The 19,318-nt window shown below is 70.8% G+C and carries 21 protein-coding genes and 1 pseudogene; 15 read left to right on the plus strand and 7 right to left on the minus strand.

Annotated elements, in window-relative coordinates:
• The 10 genes from ACRDTB_RS03965 to ACRDTB_RS04010 form a co-directional block, all read left to right on the plus strand.
• On the plus strand, positions 1-389 hold a 389-nt coding region (locus ACRDTB_RS03965), incomplete at its 5' end, for a thiamine pyrophosphate-dependent enzyme (RefSeq protein ID WP_431428533.1).
• A 442-nt stretch (positions 390-831) separates the two neighbouring features.
• Entirely contained in the window at positions 832-3,381 is a 2,550-nt protein-coding gene (locus ACRDTB_RS03970) for an ATP-binding protein (protein WP_431428534.1), read from the plus strand.
• A 118-nt stretch (positions 3,382-3,499) separates the two neighbouring features.
• Positions 3,500-3,919: a roadblock/LC7 domain-containing protein gene (locus ACRDTB_RS03975; protein ID WP_431428535.1), complete on the plus strand. Its 420-nt coding sequence runs from the start codon at positions 3,500-3,502 to the stop codon at positions 3,917-3,919.
• A 10-nt stretch (positions 3,920-3,929) separates the two neighbouring features.
• Positions 3,930-4,298, plus strand: coding sequence for a DUF742 domain-containing protein (locus tag ACRDTB_RS03980; protein ID WP_431428536.1), 369 nt, complete (start codon positions 3,930-3,932; stop codon positions 4,296-4,298).
• Positions 4,279-4,905, plus strand: a complete 627-nt coding sequence (locus tag ACRDTB_RS03985; RefSeq protein ID WP_431428537.1) for a GTP-binding protein — start codon at positions 4,279-4,281, stop codon at positions 4,903-4,905. The genes ACRDTB_RS03980 and ACRDTB_RS03985 overlap by 20 nt, the downstream gene beginning before the upstream one ends.
• Before the next feature lie 22 nt (positions 4,906-4,927).
• A complete protein-coding gene (locus ACRDTB_RS03990) occupies positions 4,928-5,731 on the plus strand; it encodes an MHYT domain-containing protein (protein ID WP_431428538.1) in 804 nt (267 codons plus the stop codon).
• Between the two features lie 75 nt (positions 5,732-5,806).
• Positions 5,807-6,304 carry a hypothetical protein gene (locus ACRDTB_RS03995; protein WP_431428539.1) on the plus strand — a complete coding sequence of 166 codons (498 nt, stop codon included), beginning with the start codon at positions 5,807-5,809 and terminating at the stop codon, positions 6,302-6,304.
• A gap of 39 nt (positions 6,305-6,343) precedes the next feature.
• Entirely contained in the window at positions 6,344-6,511 is a 168-nt protein-coding gene (locus ACRDTB_RS04000; RefSeq protein WP_431428540.1) for a hypothetical protein, read from the plus strand.
• Between the two features lie 160 nt (positions 6,512-6,671).
• Complete coding sequence (locus ACRDTB_RS04005) at positions 6,672-7,253, plus strand: radical SAM protein (protein ID WP_431428541.1); 582 nt, start codon at positions 6,672-6,674, stop codon at positions 7,251-7,253.
• Positions 7,183-7,407, plus strand: coding sequence for a hypothetical protein (locus ACRDTB_RS04010; RefSeq protein ID WP_431428542.1), 225 nt, complete (start codon positions 7,183-7,185; stop codon positions 7,405-7,407). The genes ACRDTB_RS04005 and ACRDTB_RS04010 overlap by 71 nt, the downstream gene beginning before the upstream one ends.
• Here ACRDTB_RS04010 and ACRDTB_RS04015 read toward each other — a convergent pair.
• Positions 7,373-8,056 (minus strand): pentapeptide repeat-containing protein, encoded by a 684-nt coding sequence (locus tag ACRDTB_RS04015; RefSeq protein WP_431428543.1) that lies wholly within the window; start codon positions 8,054-8,056, stop codon positions 7,373-7,375. The two genes, ACRDTB_RS04010 and ACRDTB_RS04015, sit on opposite strands and share 35 nt — an antisense overlap.
• 100 nt (positions 8,057-8,156) lie before the next feature.
• Here ACRDTB_RS04015 and ACRDTB_RS04020 point away from each other — a divergent pair, with 100 nt between their 5' ends.
• Positions 8,157-8,882, plus strand: a complete 726-nt coding sequence (locus ACRDTB_RS04020) for a creatininase family protein (RefSeq protein WP_431428544.1) — start codon at positions 8,157-8,159, stop codon at positions 8,880-8,882.
• Positions 8,883-8,941: 59 nt separating this feature from the next.
• On the opposite strand, the pseudogene ribA reads toward ACRDTB_RS04020, so the two are convergent.
• The 5 genes and pseudogenes from ribA to ACRDTB_RS04045 form a co-directional block, all read right to left on the minus strand.
• Positions 8,942-9,496, minus strand: a pseudogene (ribA, locus tag ACRDTB_RS04025) (GTP cyclohydrolase II); the annotation flags it as partial.
• Entirely contained in the window at positions 9,493-10,602 is a 1,110-nt protein-coding gene (locus ACRDTB_RS04030) for a lysylphosphatidylglycerol synthase transmembrane domain-containing protein (RefSeq protein WP_431428545.1), read from the minus strand. The pseudogene ribA and the gene ACRDTB_RS04030, both read right to left, overlap by 4 nt.
• The gene (locus ACRDTB_RS04035) at positions 10,590-11,678 is read right to left on the minus strand and encodes a glycosyltransferase family 4 protein (protein ID WP_431428546.1); all 1,089 of its coding nucleotides are present in this window, start codon (positions 11,676-11,678) and stop codon (positions 10,590-10,592) included. Before ACRDTB_RS04035 ends, ACRDTB_RS04030 begins: the two co-directional genes overlap by 13 nt.
• Complete coding sequence (locus ACRDTB_RS04040; protein WP_431428547.1) at positions 11,675-12,073, minus strand: 6-pyruvoyl trahydropterin synthase family protein; 399 nt, start codon at positions 12,071-12,073, stop codon at positions 11,675-11,677. Before ACRDTB_RS04040 ends, ACRDTB_RS04035 begins: the two co-directional genes overlap by 4 nt.
• A 19-nt stretch (positions 12,074-12,092) precedes the next feature.
• Positions 12,093-13,058, minus strand: a complete 966-nt coding sequence (locus ACRDTB_RS04045) for a zinc-dependent alcohol dehydrogenase (protein WP_431428650.1) — start codon at positions 13,056-13,058, stop codon at positions 12,093-12,095.
• Between the two features lie 61 nt (positions 13,059-13,119).
• Between ACRDTB_RS04045 and ACRDTB_RS04050 the strand changes: the two genes are divergently transcribed.
• From ACRDTB_RS04050 to ACRDTB_RS04065, 4 genes are all read left to right on the plus strand, one after another.
• A complete protein-coding gene (locus ACRDTB_RS04050; RefSeq protein ID WP_431428548.1) occupies positions 13,120-13,779 on the plus strand; it encodes a CDP-alcohol phosphatidyltransferase family protein in 660 nt (219 codons plus the stop codon).
• Positions 13,780-13,922: 143 nt separating this feature from the next.
• Positions 13,923-14,306 carry a response regulator gene (locus ACRDTB_RS04055; protein ID WP_431428549.1) on the plus strand — a complete coding sequence of 128 codons (384 nt, stop codon included), beginning with the start codon at positions 13,923-13,925 and terminating at the stop codon, positions 14,304-14,306.
• A gap of 385 nt (positions 14,307-14,691) precedes the next feature.
• Positions 14,692-16,869, plus strand: a complete 2,178-nt coding sequence (locus tag ACRDTB_RS04060) for a choice-of-anchor J domain-containing protein (RefSeq protein ID WP_431428550.1) — start codon at positions 14,692-14,694, stop codon at positions 16,867-16,869.
• 143 nt (positions 16,870-17,012) lie between these two features.
• Positions 17,013-17,774 (plus strand): esterase/lipase family protein, encoded by a 762-nt coding sequence (locus ACRDTB_RS04065; RefSeq protein WP_431428551.1) that lies wholly within the window; start codon positions 17,013-17,015, stop codon positions 17,772-17,774.
• A gap of 9 nt (positions 17,775-17,783) precedes the next feature.
• Here the strand turns inward: ACRDTB_RS04065 and ACRDTB_RS04070 are convergent, their stop codons facing one another.
• Positions 17,784-19,283: a cation:proton antiporter gene (locus ACRDTB_RS04070; RefSeq protein WP_431428552.1), complete on the minus strand. Its 1,500-nt coding sequence runs from the start codon at positions 19,281-19,283 to the stop codon at positions 17,784-17,786.
• Positions 19,284-19,318: the final 35 nt, after the last annotated feature.

Consider the following 19,318-nt stretch of genomic DNA (forward strand, 5'->3'; position numbering starts at 1 on the left):
CCACGGCGGTCGGCGCCGCGCTCGCGCGGCCCGGCCGGCTGCCGGTCGCGGCGCTCGGCGACGGCGGCTGCCTGATGAGCATCGCCGAGCTGGACACCGTCGTCCGGCTGGGCCTGCCGATGCTGATCGTGGTCTACAACGACGAGGCCTACGGCGCGGAGGTGCACCACTTCACCGGCGAGGACCACGGCACCGTGCGCTTCCCGGAGACCGACATCGCCGCGATCGGCGCCGGCTTCGGCTGCGCCGCGCTCACCGTCCGCACCACCGACGACCTCGACGGCGTCGCCGCCTGGCTCGACGGCCACCGCGACCTCCCGCTGCTGATCGACGCGAAGATCACCAGCGACGGCGGCTCCTGGTGGCTCGCCGAGGCGTTCCGTAATTAACCCGACACGGAAACAAACCCGCCGACAATTCTCGACGATCGATAAACGAATTCGATCCCGACGTGGTCCGGCCAGCAATAGTTCTGGCCGCCGTAACGCCGCGGAGGTTTCTTTCGCACCGCAGGCCGTGGCCGTCCGATCACGGGCGGCGACGATCGAGCAGGTAGGGGCCTCACCTGGCGACTCACCTGGGACGACGCCGCGCGGGCGGCCCAGCGATCACGGGCCCTCCCGAATACCCCGAACGGAGCAGAGCTGAAGGGACGAAAGTCCTTTCTTGTCCATCCGTCCGCCGCCACGCTGGGCCTGGCCTTGACATTCCCGAACCGTTCGGCTTGCATCGCGAAGTCGTCGGTGCCTCCCATTTCTCCGAGGCTTCCGGCAACCCGCCGGACCACGTACGAGGGCACCGGCCGAACAGTCGACGGGTCAGATTGGACAAGTGGTGTCCGAGCCGGGTCAGCGGGATGCCGCGAAGTGGCGGATCAACAGCTGGAGCCTGCGTACGAAGGTCGCCGTCGTGCTCGTGGTCCCGGCCGTGGTCGCACTCGTGCTCGGCGGCCTGCGGGTCCAGCTCCAGCTCGACGACGCCAACCGGCTGAGCACCGTCCGCGACCAGCTCGACGTCCTCGGCGAGGCGCTGACCCTCGCGGACCTGGTGGCCCTGGAGATGGTCGCGGCCGTGCCGCCCGGTGCGGCCGACCTGCCCCAGCGCGAGGAGGCCGTCGACGAGCAGGTCACCGTCGTGCGCAACGCAGCGGACTTCGCGCAGCTGCCGCCCGACGTGAGCCGCGGGCTCAGCGACGCGATCGACGACCTGGTCGAGGCACGCGACCAGGTCGTCACCGACGAGACCGATCCGGTCACCGAGGCGTTCGCCTACCGCGTGGTGATCGAGGACCTCGGCGAGCTCGTGCCGCGCGCGGTGTCCTTCACCCGCGCCGAGGACCTCGACGACAGCGCCTCGACCGTGCTGTCGATGCTGCTGCTGCGTGCCGCGCTCGCGAGTGAGGAGGCGCTCACCGGGTCGGGAAACGGCCGGGCGGTCAGCAACGACGTGGCCGCCGCCGTGCAGCACGCCGCCGCGGAGGAGGCCGTGCTCGTCCAGCGGCTCTCGCTCGACATCCCGGCCGCCGACCTACCCGAGTTCGTCGCCGCGACCCGGACCTGGGCGCAGCGTCGCGACGCGATCCAGGCCGCCGTCGCCCGCAACCGCACCGCGGACCTGCGGCAGCTGCTGCCCGATCTGCAAGCCGAGCAGACCGAACTGCGCGGGCTCATCGACGCCAGGTTCACCGAGCTCGTCGACACCGTGTCCACCCGCACCAACCAGGCGCGCTCGGACGCCCTGCGGGACGCCGCGATCGTGCTCGGCGCGCTGCTCGCCGCGCTGGCCGTCGCGCTCACCGTGGCCCGCTCGCTGCTGCTGCCGGTGCGCCGGCTCCGCGCCGCCGCGCTGGCCGTCGCGCACGACAAGCTGCCGAAGACCGTCGAGCGGGTGCGCTCCGGCGAGCACGTCGACTGGCAGGCCGTCGAGCCGGTCGCGGTACGCACCGACGAGGAGATCGGCCAGCTCGCCCGCGCCTTCGACGACATGCACCAGCAGGCCGTCCGGCTGGCCGGCGAGCAGGCCGAGCTGCGCCGCCAGGTCAGCGAGATGTTCATGACACTGTCGCGGCGCAGCCAGTCCCTCGTGGAGCTGCAGCTCGGCGTGATCGAGAGCCTGGAGGCCGACGAGCACGACCCGCGCCGGCTCGACGAGCTCTTCCGCCTCGACCACCTCGCCACCCGGCTGCGCCGCAACGGGGAGAACCTCCAGGTGCTCGCCGGGGGCATGCCGCCCAAGCGAGGGAACCGGCCGGTCAGCGTCGTCGAGGTGCTGCGCGCGGCCACGTCCGAGGTCAGGGACTACCGGCGGGTCAGCCTCGGGCACGCGCCGAACGCGTCGGTGCGCTCGGCGGCGGCGACCGACGTCGTGCACATCCTCGCCGAGCTGCTGGAGAACGCGACCCGCTTCTCCCCGCCGGACCGCAAGGTCGTGCTCACCGCCGACCGCGGCACCGACGGCGGCCTGCTGTTCGAGGTGATCGATGCCGGGCTCGGGATGGCCGAGGAGGACCTCGAGTCGGCCAACCGCCGGCTCTCGACCGCGGACTCCGTCGGCCCGGAGACCACCCGCCGGATGGGCCTGTTCGTGGTCAGCCTGCTCGCCGCGCGGCACGACGTGACGGTCCGCCTGCGGCCCAGCCACGACCGGGCGAAGCAGGCCGGCATCACCGCCAGCGTGCACGTCCCGGGCGCACTCGTGCTCTCCGACGGCGTTCCGGAAACCCTTGCGACGCCGGGCATCGCGCCCGAACCGACACCGGAGTCCGTGCCCGATCCGGTGGTGGTCGTGCTCGACGACGCCACCACCGAGTCCATAGTAGACACCGCGTCGGAGTCCACTATGGAGTCCGCGCCGCCCGCGGTGGCGAGCACCACCGGACCGCCCCGGCCGGGGCCGTCCGGCGTCCCGGTCGTGCCGCCACTGCCACCCATTCCGGAGAACGGCAGCAAGATCGCCTGGTTCACCCCGTTCCTCGCCCCCGAGGAACCGGCCGCGAACGGCACGGCGACGCAACGCGGGTGGCTCACGCCGGCCGGCTCGACTTCGGCGGCACCCGCCGAGCCCACGACAATTACCGGCACGACGCTGACCACCGTGACCGATCCGGACGCAACGAATGCCACGCCCGGCGCGACACAGCATGTGGCGGCCGGCGACCCGCCGACGATCCGCACGACGGCCGCCGGCCTGCCGATGCGCCAGCCACGCGGCGGTGCGCTCTCGGCCAAGCCCGCGGACCACCAGGACGTCAAGCCCGGCGCCGGGTTCCGTGACCCGGAAGCGATCCGCAGCAACCTGTCCCGCCACTACAGCGGCGTGCAGGCCGCACGCCGGGCCCGAGAGGAGTCCGATTCCGAGTCCACACCGGACCGGAGGAACTGACGTGGCGCCGCGGGAGCGCGACGGCGACGAACGAGCCGGCGAACCAGGCGACGAACATCGCGAGGCGAGCCGACGGCAGGACGGGAGACCTGCCGGCTCCGACCCGAGGGAGGGGTCCATGACCACCGAGAGCACCACCGCGGCCGAACCCACGCTGGGCTGGCTCGTGTCGGCGTTCACCCAGGACGTTCCCGGGGTGACGCACGCCGTGCTGGTCTCCGCCGACGGCCTGCTGGTCGCGGCGAGCGACGGGCTGCCACGCGACCGCGCCGACCAGATGTCCGCGCTGACCGCCGGGCTCACCAGCCTCACGGTCGGCGCCGCGCAACTGTTCACCGCGGGCCGGGTCGTGCAGTCGGTGATCGAGATGGAGGGCGGCTTCCTGCTGCTGATGAGTGTGGGCGACGGCTCGCACCTCGCCGTGCTCGCCGCGGCCGGCTGCGACATCGGCCTCGTCGGCTACGAGATGACACTGCTCGTCGACCGCGTCGGGCGGATGGTCGACACCCCGGTCCGCGGGACCGAGAAGCTGCGCTGAGGGGGAACGCGTGACCGACGCCTCGGGACACACCGACGGCGCGGCGCTGGCCCGGCCCTACTCGTGGACCGAGGGCCGCACGCGGCCGAGTGTCGAGCTGGCCGTCGAGGCACGGGTGCGGACGACGCCACGGGGCCGCGCCCTGCCGCACCGGCGGGCCAGTGCGATGTGGACGGTGACGCAGCTGTGCCTGGAACCGCGCTCGGTCGCGGAGATCGCGGCGCACCTGCCGGCGCCGCTGGGAGTGGCGAGGGTCCTCGTCGCGGACCTGCTCGGCGAGGGCCTGGTCGAGGTCGAGGCGACACTCGCCGCCGACGCCGGCATCGACGAGCCACGCCGGCTGATCGAGAGGGTGCTCAGTGGACTTCGTGCTCAGTAGCCGGCCGCCCAGGAAGATCACGTCCGCCAAGATCGTCGTGGCCGGCGGGTTCGGCGTCGGCAAGACGACGTTCGTCGGCGCGATGTCCGAGATCGTGCCGCTGCGCACCGAGGCGCTCATGACGAGCGCCGGCGCCGGCGTGGACGTGGTGCCGGTGACGTCGACCAAGATGTCCACGACCGTCGCGATGGACTTCGGCCGCATCACGCTCGCTGACGACCTCGTCCTCTACGTCTTCGGCACGCCGGGCCAGCACCGGTTCTGGTTCATGTGGGACGACATCGCCCACGGCGCGATCGTGGCCGTGGTGCTCGTGGACACCCGCCGGCTGGCCGACGGCTTCGCCTCCATCGACTACTTCGAGACCCGCAAGCTGCCGTTCGTCGTGGCGGTCAACCAGTTCGACGGCGCCGGCAGGTACTCCGTCGAGAACATCCGCGAGGCCCTCGCGCTGCCCGACGACGTCGTGATCATGAACTGCGACGCGCGCTCCCGCGACTCCGCCAAGGAGGTCCTCATCGCGGCGAGCGAGTACGCGCTGGCCAAGCTCGCGCGTGAGCCGGCCCCGCTGCCCACACGGCACCTGCGCGTCCGCGGCGCGCACTGACGATCCACGGAGGAGCCTCCCCATGACTGTCGCCATCGACCACGTCCACCACTTCGACCTGGGCAGCTGGCTGGTGCTCTTCGCCTACACCACCTCGGTGGTCGGCTCCACGGTCGGGCTCGCGTGCACGCAGCTGGCCCGGTACGCACGCACCAACGCCGCCCGCATCGGCTGGCTGGCGCTCGCCGCCGTGACGATCGGCGGTGTCGGGATCTGGCTCATGCACTTCATCGCGATGCTGGGGTTCACCACGCCGGGCCTGCCGGTGCGCTACGACATCTTCCGCACAGCGTTTTCCGCGTTCCTCGCGATCGGCGCGGTGTTCGGCGGGCTGCTCGTGTTCGGTGCCCGCCGGACGTTCGTGCCGTGGCGGCTGCTGCTCGGCGGTGTGATCACCGGGCTTGCGGTGGCGCTCATGCACTACTCCGGCATGTGGGCGGTCAACATCAAGGGCAGCATCTCCTACGACACCGAGCTGGTGGGCCTCTCGATCCTGATCGCCGTCCTGGCCGCGACCGCCGCGCTGTGGTTCACGGTGACCACCGACCGGCTGTGGCTGCGCGTGCTCGCCGGCCTCGTCATGGGCGTCGCGGTCACCGGCATGCACTACACCGGGATGGCCGCGGTCCGGGCGAACCTCGACCCGAGCGCGCCCGCACCGGCCGGGGTCGAGGTGTTCACCTTCCTGCTGCCCATCTTCATCCTGGCGGCCGTCGCCGTCGCCGCCACGATCACCGCGGTGCTGATGGCCACCCCGGTAGAGCGGGCGAGCGAGCCGCCCGCGGAGGTCCCGGAACGCGGCACGCCGGTCGGCTCCACCCGCTGAGTACGGACATGTGCCGACCCTCGAAAGACACGGTCTCGGCACGCTCATCGCCGGCCGACCGCTACCGTCTCGGCTATGACGATCATTGGACGCCGCCTCGCTCTCTGCCTTGCTCTGTGTGGGCTGGCGGCCTTCCTTGCCGCCTGCGGTGACGACACCGATGCCGGTGCAGCCGACTACCGCGAGATGAGTCCGGACGAGGTCTGCGAGTTGGTGACCGTCGACGAGGCACGCGACCTGATGACGGACATCACCGACGAGTCGCTCACCCCGACGAAGGAGACCTCGGTGGGCCTGCCGGCCTGCCGCTACGGGTCCGGTGAGGGCAAGCCCTACCTCAAGGTCTCCATCCACCAGTCGAGCCAGCTCGAGGTCGGCGGCGACGTCGTCGCGACCACGGTCGCCGGGCAGGAGGTGCTGCAGGAGGACACGGGCGGGTCGTGCTCGGTGTCAGTCCCGCTCGACGAGGTGCTCTACCTGCTGGCCATCGTCGAGTCGTGGGACCCGGACAAGGACACCTGCCCGGTGGCCCGCGACGCCATCGCGAAAGCCTCCCCACGGCTGACCGAGTAACGTGGCCCGCCGGCACCGGCGAGTCGCCATGATGGGGACATGACGGACGACGAACGCGAGCGCGGCACCGAGGTCGCGCTGCTGCCTGTCGGCCGCATCGAGCAGGTCGTTGGGACGGCGTGCCCCAAACCAGCGGAGCCTGTCACAGCACGTAGCGCGTTCACCTGCAACATCACCCCTGCGGCTTGTAAATCCCCGTTGACCTAGGCACGGTCGACTGGGGGCTCCCGCGCTCGCTAATGAAAGGGGGGGTGGCGTGCGGTGGCTTCGCCACTGTCATTCCTGTGGTTGGAGATCACTGGGAAATGCCACCTCAGCTGTGTCCAGTGCTATGCCGATTCTGGGCCCCGACGGACCTCATGGCGCCATGACAAAGTCGGACTGGCGTCGAGTGATTGACGAAGCGAAACCCCTGGGCATTGAAATAGTGCAGTTCATCGGCGGCGAGCCAACCATGCACCCCGATCTACCGGGCTTCGTGGATCACGCGCTGGCGCATGGAATTAGCGTCGAGATATACAGTAACCTCCTGCATGTCCGTCCCGCACTATGGGACACCTTAAGTCGCCCTGACGTACGGCTCGCCACCAGCTATTACACGGACGACGCCGCACAGCACGAGGCGATTACTCAGGGGCGGGGCAGTCACGCCCGAACCAGAAGCAACATCATCGAGATGGTACGCCGCTCCATTCCACTTCGGGTCGGAATCGTCGATGTTCACAACGGCCAACGGGTCGACCAGGCCCATGCCGAACTAGCCTCCCTGGGCGTAACCGACATCGGATATGACAGGGTGCGCCAAGTCGGCCGCGGTGTCCGCGGCCGAGTCGCCAGAGGGCTCCGTCTGGCCCTGCGGGTTCTCCCACTGGTTGTCAGTGGGCAATGTCCGCGAGCAGTCGCTCGCGGACATCGTTGTAGGAGACCGCTTCCGATGTGTACGGGATGAACTGGCCGAGCATTTCCAGTGCCGGCCAACCGCCGAGTGCGAACCGAAGTGGTGCGACCCGTACAACGCCGGATGCCACCCGGAGTGCAACCCGTCCTGTAGTCCTCGGTGCAATCCGATCAGTTGCCGGCCGACCTGCCTACCGCCTCGGTGATGACAAGGCCCGCCTCTGCGGCGAGTTGACCGGGGAGCAGCATGGCCTGCTCCTCGGTGATCTCCGCGCCCACGAGTGTCAGGAGACCGGACGCACCGGTCAGCCGCGAGCTGGTGAGGTCGCAGTTCGCGGCCCGGTTCGCCCGGAACTCCGCGCCCTTCAATTCGCACTCCGAGAACACGACACCGGACAAATCCCCATCGAGAATAGCCTCGGTGAACACGCAACGATGGAATACGATCGGCCCGCGACGCTGCTCGATGTTCAGTCGAGCGTAATCCAGTCGACACTCTTCGAAGTAGAGGTCTTCCGCCTTCACTATTCCCAATTGAAATCCGACGGCTTGACAATTCAGTATCTCGACCCGGCGCGCTGTCACCGGCTCCCACGACGCATTCGCCACGGCCACATTTCGAAGCGCCACATCCATCAACTCGAGATCGCTGAGTCGCGACTTCGCCAGGGATGACCGGGACACGCGGACATGGTGCAACGAACCTCGGCCAACCACGCCAGACTGGTCGATATCGTTGGCGTCGCACTCGTCATAGGCAAACCGGCCGTTCAACGAAAGATCCGAAGACGGCAGCTCATCGACGTCGAAAATGGGACGCCTCACCGACCCGCCCGCAATCGTGCGATGGTCCATGGTCGTACGCTACCGGCGGCGCTCATCGAGATGACACAGCCCAGCCGTCCGGAGAACTTCCTCACCGCCATCGAAGGATCACTGACGGCATGATGGGGGCATGACGGACGACTACCTCCTTCCCGTGAGTACCGCCGCCGAGGAACGTGAGCGCGGCGCAGAGGTCGCGTTGCTGCCCGTCGGCAGCTTCGAGCAGCACGGGGCGTTCCTGCCGCTCGCCACGGACACGATCATCGCGGTCATCGTCGCTCGTGCGCTCGCCGCGGCTCACCCGCTGTTGCGGCTGCCGCCCATCACGATCTCCTGCTCACACGAGCACGCCGGCTGGCACGGCACCGTGAGCATCTCCGCCGCGACCCTCTACGCGACCGTCACCGACATCGCGGAGTCCTTGCGCCGCAACGAAATCGGCAAGCTCGTCATCGTCAGCGGGCACGGCGGCAACTACGTGCTGTCCAATGTGGTCCAGGAGGCGAGCGCGCGCGGCGAGCACATGGCGCTGTTCCCGACCGAGGTCGACTGGCTGAACGCGCGCGCCGCCGGCGGCGTCGAGCTCGGACCCGACAGCGACATGCACGCCGGCGAGCTCGAGACCTCCCTGCTCCTGCACGCTCACCCCGAGCTGGTGCGTCCGGACTACGCCGACCATGACGAGCTCGCTGACGAGCGCAACCGGATGCTGACCCGGGGACTTGCCGCCTACACCGCGTCGGGCGTGGTCGGCCGGCCCTCGCTCGCCTCCGCCGCCAAGGGCAGGGCCGCGCTCGCGAACTTGGTGGAGTCCTTCGCCGACGTGCTCGCCGCGCTCGGCAGCCCCTCCAGATGAGGCAGGTAGTGGTCCAGCCGCTCGCGCTTGGTCCGCAGGTACGGCAGGTTGTCGTCGGTCGGCGTGGCCAGCAGCGGGACCCGCTCGGCGATGTGGATCCCGTTGCTCAGCAACGAGTCCAGCTTCTTCGGGTTGTTCGACAGCAGCCGGATCGAGTGCACGCCGAGGTCGTGGAGGATCTCCGCGGCCATGTGGTATTCGCGGGCGTCGACCGGCAGGCCCAGCGCGAGGTTGGCCTCGACCGTGTCCAGCCCCTCCTCCTGCAACCGCATCGCCTGCAGCTTCGCCAGCAGCCCGATGCCCCGGCCCTCATGGCCCTTCAGGTAGATGAGCACGCCCGCGCCCTCGGTGACGATCCGGCGCATCGCCGCGGCCAGTTGGTCGCCGCACTCGCAGCGGGTGGAGCCGAACGCGTCGCCGGTCAGGCATTCCGAGTGCACCCGGGTGAGCGGGCTGACGTCGGTGACGTCGCCGTGCACGAGCGCGACGTGCTCGTGCCCGCCCCAGCGGTCGAGGTAGCCCACAGCGCGGAACTCCCCGTAGACGGTGGGCAGGCGGGTATCGACCACCCGCTCCACCGCTCCGTTGCGCCCGATGTCGGCCACGTTCGTCATGCGGTCACTTCCTGTCGGCGTTCCTGACCAAGTCCACGACCGGGGCGCAGGAGCATCAACGCGCCCGGCAGGCTCGCCACGAGCCCGAGCAGTCCGTACACCACCGCGGTGGTGAGTCCCTGCGCGGCGCCGAGGCCGGCGGCCGCGAACATGAGCACTGTCGCACCCTCCCTTGGCCCCCAACCTCCGACGTTCACCGGCAGCCCCATCGCGAGCAGCGACACGATCACGAGCGGGACGAGCTCGGCGGCCGGCAGGTCCGCGCCCGCCGCGTGCGCCGCGATCACGAACATCGTGACGTGCCCGGCCAGCACGGCGGCGGAGAGCACGGCTACCGCCGGCCACGCGTCGCGCGCGAGCAGCCCGTGGCGGACGTCATCGAGCGTACGACGCCAACGCGAGTCGGGGCCCGTCCAGCGACGCAGCGCGAGGTAGCCGAACACGAACAGCGACGCGACGATCAGCACGGCCAGCCCGATGTCCCGGGTCGGCGCGACGGTCGGTCCGGCCAGCAGCACCACGACCCCGGCGACGACCACGACGGCCTGCCCGGCGGTCCGCTCCAGGACCACGGCTCGCACACCGGCGCCGACGTCACCGGACTCGCGGCCGTGCCGCACCGCGCGGTGGACGTCGCCCAGCACGCCCGCGGGGAGCACCGCGTTGAGGAACAGCGCCCGGTAGTAGTCGGCGACCGCGCGGCCCAGCGGCAGCCGCAGCCCGAGCCGGTGGGCGACCAGGCACCAGCGCCACGCGCTGAGCACCGTGGTGGCGAGCCCGATGACCAGCGCGGCGAGGATCTCGCCCGCATCGATCACCCGGAAGCTCTCGATGAACCCGGCCGCGCCGACCTTCCACACGAGCGCGACGACGATGCCGACGCCGACGAGGATCTTGATCCAGGCCCACACCTTCGCCTTGTTCAGCCGGCGCTTCACCGGCACCGACGCCGGCCCAGTCGGCTCCTCGGCGGTGCTGGCGGCCGAGCTGGCGGCTGTGCGTTCGGCTGTGGCCGGCTCGATCGTGATCGGGAGCAGGACCTCGCCGGTCCGTTCCCCCTCTACCAGCTCCCGGTCAGCCGGGTCCCGCAACGTCATGCCGCGCATGAGGGCTCCCCCCGCAGCCGGTCGAGTATCGCGGCCAGCCGCTGCGCCGCCGAGTTCCAGTCCTCCAGGAGACGCCGGCGCTCGCGGGCGGCCTCGCGCAGGCGGCCGCGCAGCGTGGCGTCGGTCAGGTAGCGGCGCAGCGCCTCGGACAGCGCGGCCGCGTCGCCGGGTGGCACGAGCATGCCGGGCACGCTGCCGTCCGGGGCCTGGCCGAGCGTGTCGGGCAGCGCGTCGACGTCCGAGGTGAGCACCGGGACGCCGCGGGCGAGGGCCTCGGTCACGACCATGCCGTACGTCTCCCCGCGGGAGGGCAGGACGAGCAGGTCGGCACGGCCGAACCGGTCGTTCAGCTCGGCGTCGGGCAGCGGCCCGGTAAGCGAGATCCGGCTCGTCAGCCCGTGCCGCACGACCAGGCCGTGCACCCGCGCCACGTAACCGGGGTCGCGACGCACCGAGCCGACGCACTCACAGGTCCAGCCCAGGTCGTCGATACCGGCGAGGGCCTCCACGAGGACGTCCTGGCCCTTGCGCGGGGTGACCGAGGCGAGGCACAGCAGCCGGCCGTCGGTACCGGTCGCGAGCGGCGCCGGTCGCGTCCCGGGCGGCGCGACGTGCACCCGGGCGGGGTCGAGGCCGTGGTGGGCGATCGCGCGGCGCGCGGCCCAGTGGCTCGTGGCGATCACCGCGGCCGCGGCGTGCAGCGTCTCCCGCTCCAGGCCGTCTAGCTCGGTCGCGCGCTCCTCGGGCAGCCCGACCTCGTCGGCGAGCGGCAGGTGCAGCAGGATCGCGAGCCGCAGCCGGCGCGCGTGCGGCACGACGAACTGCGGCACCCCGCACGCGACGAGTCCGTCCAGCAGTGCGACGGACCCGTCCGGGATGTCACCGAGCACTCTCGCGAGGTTGATCCCCGACGCCTGGTCCGGCGTCGGCCAGCGGCCCGGCACGGTGACCTCGCGCAGGCCGAGCACCTCGCACATCCGGCGGTCGTAGGCGTTGCCGCCGCTCGCGAACGTCACGTCGTCCACGTCCGAGGGCAGCACGAACAGCGTCCCGGTCGCAGCCCCGGTCGCACTCACAGCGCGCGCCCGTAGGTCGCCCAGGCCACGTGGGACTCGCGCAGTGTCACCGAGATCTCCGACAGCCCCGTGGCACCCTCGCCCATCGAGCCGGCGTGCACCCGGTCCGCGAGCCGGTCGGCCACGATCTTGGCGAGGAACTCCGTGGAGGTGTTGACGCCGGCGAACTCGGGCACCTCGTCGAGGTTGCGGTAGTTCAGCTCGCCAAGAACATCGTGCAGCTCGCGCGTCGCGAGTCCAATGTCGACGACGATGTTGTCCGCGTCCAACTCCGCGCGGTGAAACGTCGCGTCCACGATGAACGTGGCGCCGTGCAACCGTTGCGCGGGCCCGAACACCTCGCCGTTGAAGCTGTGCGCGACCATCAGATGGTCACGGACGGTGAGGCTGAACACCGCGCCTCCTTGCTGTGGGCTAACTGCTGTCGTACATAACACGCAGGCAGAGCGCAGAGGGTTCATCGCTGATCATGCGGGGCAGCGCCACCGGCAGTTCATCGAAGCGACATTCGCTGGTCACGAGCGCGTCGAAGGCCGGATCGGCGAGCAGTTCGAGGGCCACCGCGAGCCTTTCGGGGTAGCCTTTCCGGCCGCCGCGCGCGGGCGAGACCATGCCCACCTGGCTGGACCGCAGGGTGAGTCGGCGGGAGTGGAACCACTCACCCAGCGGTACCTTCACCCGCCGGTCGCCGTACCAGCTCAGCTCGACGACCGTGCCCTCCACGGCGAGGAGCTCGAGGCTGCGGGTGAGGCCGGCCTCGGTGGCGCTCGCGTGCACGACGAAGTCGCAGCCGCCCTCGGCGTCGGCCGGGGTGGCGAAGTCCACCCCGAGCGCGGTGGCGAGAGCTGCCTTCGACTCGTCGACGTCGACCAGCTGCACGTGCGCGGCGGGGACGCCGGCGAGCACCCGCGCGACGCTCGCCCCGACCATCCCGGCACCGACGACGGCGATCCGGTCGCCGACGTGCGGGGCCGCGTCCCACACGGCGTTGACGGCGGTCTCCACCGTGCCGGTGAGGATCGCGCGTGCCGCGGGCACGTCGTCGGGCACCGGCGTGACCATGGCCGCGGGCACGACGTAGCGCGTCTGGTGCGGGTAGAGGCAGAACACCGTCCGCCCGGTGAGCGGGCCCTGCTCGACGACGCCGACGTTGAGGTAGCCGTACTTCACCGGGCCGGGGAACTCGCCCTCCTGGAACGGCGCGCGCATCGCGGTGTGCTGGCTGGGCGGCACGCCGCCGCGGAACACGAGCGACTCGGTACCGCGGCTCACCCCGGAGTAGAGCGTGCGCACGACGACGTCGTCGGGGCCTGGCTCCGCCAGCTCGGCCGGGCGGATCTCGCAAACCCCGGGTGCGCGCAGCCAGAACGCACGCTCCATCTCCTGGCGTCCTCCTCCGGTTATGCTCATGATCACCATACGTGCTTCTGGCGGAGGTGCCGTGCTGGCGCTGCGGGCGGTCGGCGTCGGGCTGGCCGCGCAGGTGGCCGTGCTGGTCCCGCTCGGGCCGGGTCCACGGGGGTGGCTCGCGGGCCTCGCGGTCGCGGTGGTGGTGTGCGGCGCGCTCGCGGCCGGACTATCCCGTACCGGCGCGGTGACGCTGGGCGCGGCCAACCTGGTGACGCTCGGCCGAGCCGCGCTCGTGGGCGGGGTGACCGCGCTGGTCGTCGACGCCCGGTCGGCACCGCTGGTGGCCGGCGTCGCGGCGGTCGCACTGATGATGGACTTCGTGGACGGCCAGGTCGCCCGGCGCACCGGCACGGAGTCCAGCGTGGGCGCGAGGTTCGACATGGAGATCGACGCGTTCCTGTTGCTGGTGCTGAGCGGGTACGTGGCGCTGTCGGTGGGCTGGTGGGTGCTGGCGATCGGCGCGTGGCGCTACGTCTACCTCGTCGCGAGCCGCGTCGTGCGGTGGCTGCGCCGGCCGCCGCCGCCGAGCCTGGCCCGCAAGACCGTCGCGGCGGCCCAGGGCGTCGTGCTCGTGGTGGCGGCCTCCGGGCTCCTCCCCCGGCTGCTGACGGTGGCGGTCACCGCGGTCGCGCTCGCGGTGCTGACACTGTCCTTCCTGCGCGACATCCGATGGCAGTACCGCCACCGCTGATCGACGAACGCCAGGCGACCCCGACGGCCGAGCGCCGAAAGTCCCTACGGCACAAGGACTTTCGGCCCTGGCCGTCCGGGCCGATCGCCGGCGGTGCCAGGAGGCCGGAGGCTCTACCGTGTGTCGGGGAACGGGAGGCGGCCGTGGGGATACGGATCCTGGTGGTCGACGATCACGAGTTGGTCCGCCAGGGGATCGCGGAGCTGCTGGCCGGCGAGGCGGACCTGGAGATCGTCGGCGAGGCCGCGACGGTCGCCGAGGCGCTGGCCCGCGCCGCACAGGTCGACGCGGACGTCGCGGTGATCGACGTGCGGATGCCCGACGGCAACGGGATCGAGCTCTGCCGTGAGCTGCTCGCCCGGCAGCCGGAACTGCGCTGCCTCATCCTCACCTCCGACGACAGCACCCGGGCGGACGCGATCACCGCCGGCGCGTCCGGGTTCATGCTCAAGACCGTGCTGGGCCTCCGGCTCGTCGATGCCGTGCGGACCGTCGGCGCGGGCGGCTCGTTCCTGGACCGCGACTGAGAGGCGCCGCTACGCCGTCGCACGTCCACCGTGGTGACATTGCGTCACGGACGTGCGAGCGTTCGACCGCGGCCTGAGGCGGGATCGCTCGCGTGCGACCGGTCCACGACGATGTGCCGCGAGCCCGGTCCGGACGGGCGCGGCCGTTACTTCGAAAGATCCATTACGACGGCCTGACCAGTACAAACGCGGCGCTCCCAAACATTACTCCAAACGCCGACACAATCGGGCGGCCGAATGTGAAACGTCTGACGGTCTCCCATCGAAACGGTCAGATGCGAGACCAGTCACACGCGCGCGCGTCCGTGGACATCCCTTCGCCGCGAGCGCGTTGAGCGAAAGGGATTTCATGCGACGTAGCCGATTACTCTCGGCGGCAGCCGCGGTGCTCCTCGTTCCCCTGCTGCAAGTACTTCCGGCATCGTCGGCCGGCGCGGCGCCGAGCGACGATGCTCCTCCTCCTGCGAGCGACGTCCGGGAACTGACCCGCAAGGACTTCACCCTCGACGGCAAGCCGGTGCAGACGCCGGCCAAGTACACCCCGAACACCGCGGCCCAGAGCCGGACCCAGGCGGCCGCGGCGAGTACGCCGCCGGTCGGCACCGTCCGGCAGTGGCTGGGCCTGGACGACTTCAACGGCATCCTGTACCGCAAGGACTACACCTTGCGCGGCGTCGGCGACAACATCGAGGTGTGGGTCGCGAACGACACCGCGTTCCCCGCCGGTGACTGCCGCACCGCCATCCCCGGCACGACCGACGTCACCGACGCCCAGGTGGCCGAGCTCGTCGGCGAGTTCGACAACAACATGTACCCGAAGGAGACGGCGACGTTCAGCACGCCGCCGGACCGGGACGGGTCCAACGCGATCCTCGGCCCGGACCCCGACGGGAACGGTGGCGACTACACCGGCGACGGCAACAAGACGGTCGCGCTGATCGACAACGTCCGGGACGACAACTTCTACGACTTCCCGGCCGCGCCGACCTACATCGCCGGCTTCTTCTCCTCGCAGTTCAACGAGCTGTTCGACCGCAACGTGATGACGATCGACGCGTTCGACTGGGAGCACCGCAGCGGTGCGGACCCGGCGGACGCGCCGACCGACGACCCGTGCACCAGCCGCCCGGGTCGCCCGCGCCTCTACGAGGGCGTGTTCGCGCACGAGTGGCAGCACCTGCTGCACTACTACACCGACCCGTTCGAGGGTAACTGGATCAACGAGGGTCTCTCCGACTTCGCCCAGTCCCTGGTCGGCTACGTGGACGGCAACCTCACGGTCTTCGACCGTGGCAACGACAGCCACCTGATCTGCTTCCAGGGCTTCGGCTCGGTGCAGACGCCGTTCAACCCGAACCCGAGGGACTGCGGTGGTCCGGAGAACTCGCTGAACCTGTGGGGTGAGGGCACTCCGAGCCAGGTGCTCGCCGACTACGGCCACACCTACGCGCTCATGCTGTTCCTGTTCGACCGCTACGGCGCGGACTTCATGTCCCGGCTACACGAGGACGGCGACCTCCAGGGGCTGGCCAGCCTCGACGCGGCGCTGGAGGGCGAGGGCGTGCACGACATGTACCGCGTGCTCCACGACTTCCAGACGATGGTCCTGGTGGACCAGATCGTCGGGGACTCGAATCGCGGGATCATGCTCGGCGTGCCGAAGAGCCGGGTGACCACCCCGAGCCTGCGCTCCACGGTCAACTTCGGGAACCCGAACGTCAACGACGACCCCGGAGCGGCGCCGAACGGGGCGGACTACGTCCGGCTCCAGAGGGCGAACGGGAATCCGCTGCGGGGTGCCCAACTCAGGTCGTTCGAGTTCCAGGGCGCCGAGACACTTCCGTCGCTTCCGCTGGAGTGGACGGTCGTGAGCGACGACCCGGACAGCGCGGGCGACCCGGTGCTGTGGTCGGGCAACGGCAACAACATCAACGCCACCGCGGTCACGTCCGTCGCTGTGCCGGCCGCGGACCCGACGCTGCGCTTCGACGCGAAGTACGGCGCCGAGTTCGGGTTCGACTACGGCTACGTCGTGATCTCCACGGACGGCGGCGCGACGTACACGCCGATCGCCGGTGACCGGACCGTGGCCGCACCGCTCGGGCCCGGCCTGAACGGCACGACGACCGGATTCGAGCCGCACACGTTCGACCTGTCCGCGTTCGCGGGCCAGACCGTGCTGCTCGGCTTCCAGTACGTCAGCGACGGCGGCGTCAACGAGGGTGGCGTGAAGATCGACGACGTCACCGTCGGCGCGACGCAGGTCAGCGACGGGTCCAGCCTGGAGCCGTTCGACTCGCCGACCGAGATCCGCCCGGTCCCGGTGGACAACTGGAACCTCCGCATCATCGGCTATGACGAGAGGCACCAGGTCGGCCTGCAGGCCGAGATCGACGGGCGGAACTCGGTGCGACTGGGCAGGCTGCAGCTGCTGTTCTTCGCGCTGTTCCCGAACGTCGTCGTCGAGGTCGCCTACGACGAGCCGACCGAGCAGGTCCAGCAGTACGCGCCGTACACGTTGACCGTGAACGGAGTGGTGCAGCCCGGAGGCGGGGGCGCCTGACCCGCGTCCGCTGAGGTGAACCGGTGAACCCCGGTGCGCGGCACGCGCACCGGGGTTTCCCTACTTTCTACCGTTGAGTGGCGACGACGCCTCTCCTTAACGTGAACTTCACCACGGGCTCACCCGTTCGGTTGGAGGACTCGATGAAGCGTCTTCGCCCGGCCAGCCGCCGCTCGCTGATCTCCGGAATCATCTGCGCACTCGTCGTCGTCCTGCTCTGGCCCGGCGACTCGGCCGCGGCCGACTCCCGGGACCCGGTGGTGATCGCGGGCGGCACGTTCGGCCCGGCCTTCTTCTACGAGCCGCTGGCCGGTCGGCTGCGCGCCGACGACCACGAGGTCTTCATCTTCGAGCTGACGAACCTCGGTACCGGCGACATCGCCGACACCGCACGGGACCTGGCCGCGTTCGCCGGCGACGTCCGGGCGCGGACCGGGGCGGAGAAGGTCGACCTGGTGGGCCACTCGCAGGGCGGGCTCGTCGCCCGGCAGTACGTGAAGTACCTCGGCGGCGACTCCACAGTGGACAGCCTGGTGAGCCTCGGCGCGCCGCACTACGGCACCGCGGTCGCCAACCTCGCCGCGTTCTTCGGCGGCGGCGACTGCCTCGGCATCGTGGCCTGCCAGCAGATGGCCGTCGGCTCCGAGTTCGTCAACGCGCTCAACGACGGCCCCGACACGATCGGCGCGGTCCGCTACACGAACCTCTACACCGCACTGGACGAGCTGGTGCGCCCGGTGGAGAACGCCGCCCTGCGCGACGGCGCCACCAACGTGCTGATCCAGTCGCAGTGCCCGCTGCGCGTCGTGGCACACGTCGGTCTGGCACTGGACGGCACCGTCTACTCCGGAATCCGCGACGCCCTGGCCGGCGAGCCGGTCCGCCTGAACTGCTGGGCCGTCTGAGGCCCGCGGCTACTGGTGACCGGGTTGTCGCCGGCCGGCCGGCTCGGCCCCGGGCTCGTCGGTGTCGACGGCTGACAGGTCGGCCGGTGACGGGTCGACCGGCGGTGGGTCGGCGTCCCGCGGCGGCGTGTCGGGATCGAGGTTGTCGGTACTCGACGAGCGCAGGCCGGTGACGACCGGCCCCGCCAGTGCGGTGGTGATCAGGGCCATCAGGACCATGATCGCGAACAGGTCGGGCGTGAGCACCCCGAGGTCCAGGCCGATGTTGAGCACCACCAGCTCCGTGAGACCCCGGCAGTTCATCAGCGCGCCGATCTGCAGCGACTGGTTCCAGTTCGTGCCCATCGCGCGCGCGGCCACCGCCGAGCCGCCCAGCTTGCCCGCCACCGCGAGCACCAGGATCAGCCCGCACCAGCCCCACATGCCCGCGTCGCCCAGCAGCGTCAGCTCGGTGCGCAGGCCGCTGTAGGCGAAGAACAACGGCAGCAGCAGCGTCGTGGTCAGGTTGTCGATCGTGCCGTGCAGCCGCTGCCCCACCGCGCTGTCGCCGGGCAGCACCAAGCCGAACAGGAACGCGCCGAAGATCGCGTGCACGCCCATCCACTCGGTCGCCGTCGCGCACACGAGCACCCCGACCAGCACCAGCTGCACCACCAGCCGCGCGCGCTGCGCCTGGGCCGTGCCGAGCACCCGGGTCAGCCACGGCCGCAGCGCGAACAGCAGGCCGGCGAACGCGGCGGTCAGCCCCACCGTGGTCAGCACGCCGGCCATCGACGACACCCCGACCACCGCCACCACGAGCGCCAGCAGGATCCACGCCGTCACGTCACCGGCCAGTGCGCACGTCATCACCAGTGTGCCGATCCGGCTGCGGTACATGCCGAGGTCGACCAGGATCCGCGCGAGCACCGGCAGCGCCGTGATGCTCATCGACACCCCGAGGAACAGCGCGAACGGCAGATAGCCCACCCCGTCCGGGGCGAACCGCTCGTAGGCCGGCACCGCGAGCAGCACCCCGAGCAGGAACGGCGCGACGATGCTGACGTGGCTGACGACCACCGCCAGCTGGCCGCGGCCCTTCAGCTTTCCGAGGTCGAGCTCCAGCCCGGTGAGGAACACGAACAGCACGACACCGAGCTGCGCCAGCACGTGGAGCTGCGGCAGCACCTGGTCCGGGAGCAGCCACTCCCGGCCCTGCGGCCACAGCGCGCCCAGCACCGACGGGCCGAGCAGGATGCCCGCGGCGATCTCGCCGATCACCGGTGGCTGCCCGATCCGCCGTGCGAGCACGCCGGCCAGCTTGCACGCGCCGACGACCACGGCGATCGCCAGGAACAGCCGGGCCAGCGGGTGCCCGACGATCGAGCCGCGGTCGGCGCCCCCGGGGGGCGGGCCCTCGGAGCCGATGTCGGCCGCGAGGAGCGCGACGACCGCCGCGGCCGCCGGCAGGACCACGAGTCCCAGATACGTCGCGGCAACCCTGGCGGGTTTCGGGCGCGCGCTGATCACGACCTCCTGGTCCGCGGGGACGGGACGGGTGAGTG

Origin of the sequence: Actinophytocola sp., assembly GCF_050699935.1 — a bacterium.
GTDB lineage: Bacteria > Actinomycetota > Actinomycetes > Mycobacteriales > Pseudonocardiaceae > Actinophytocola.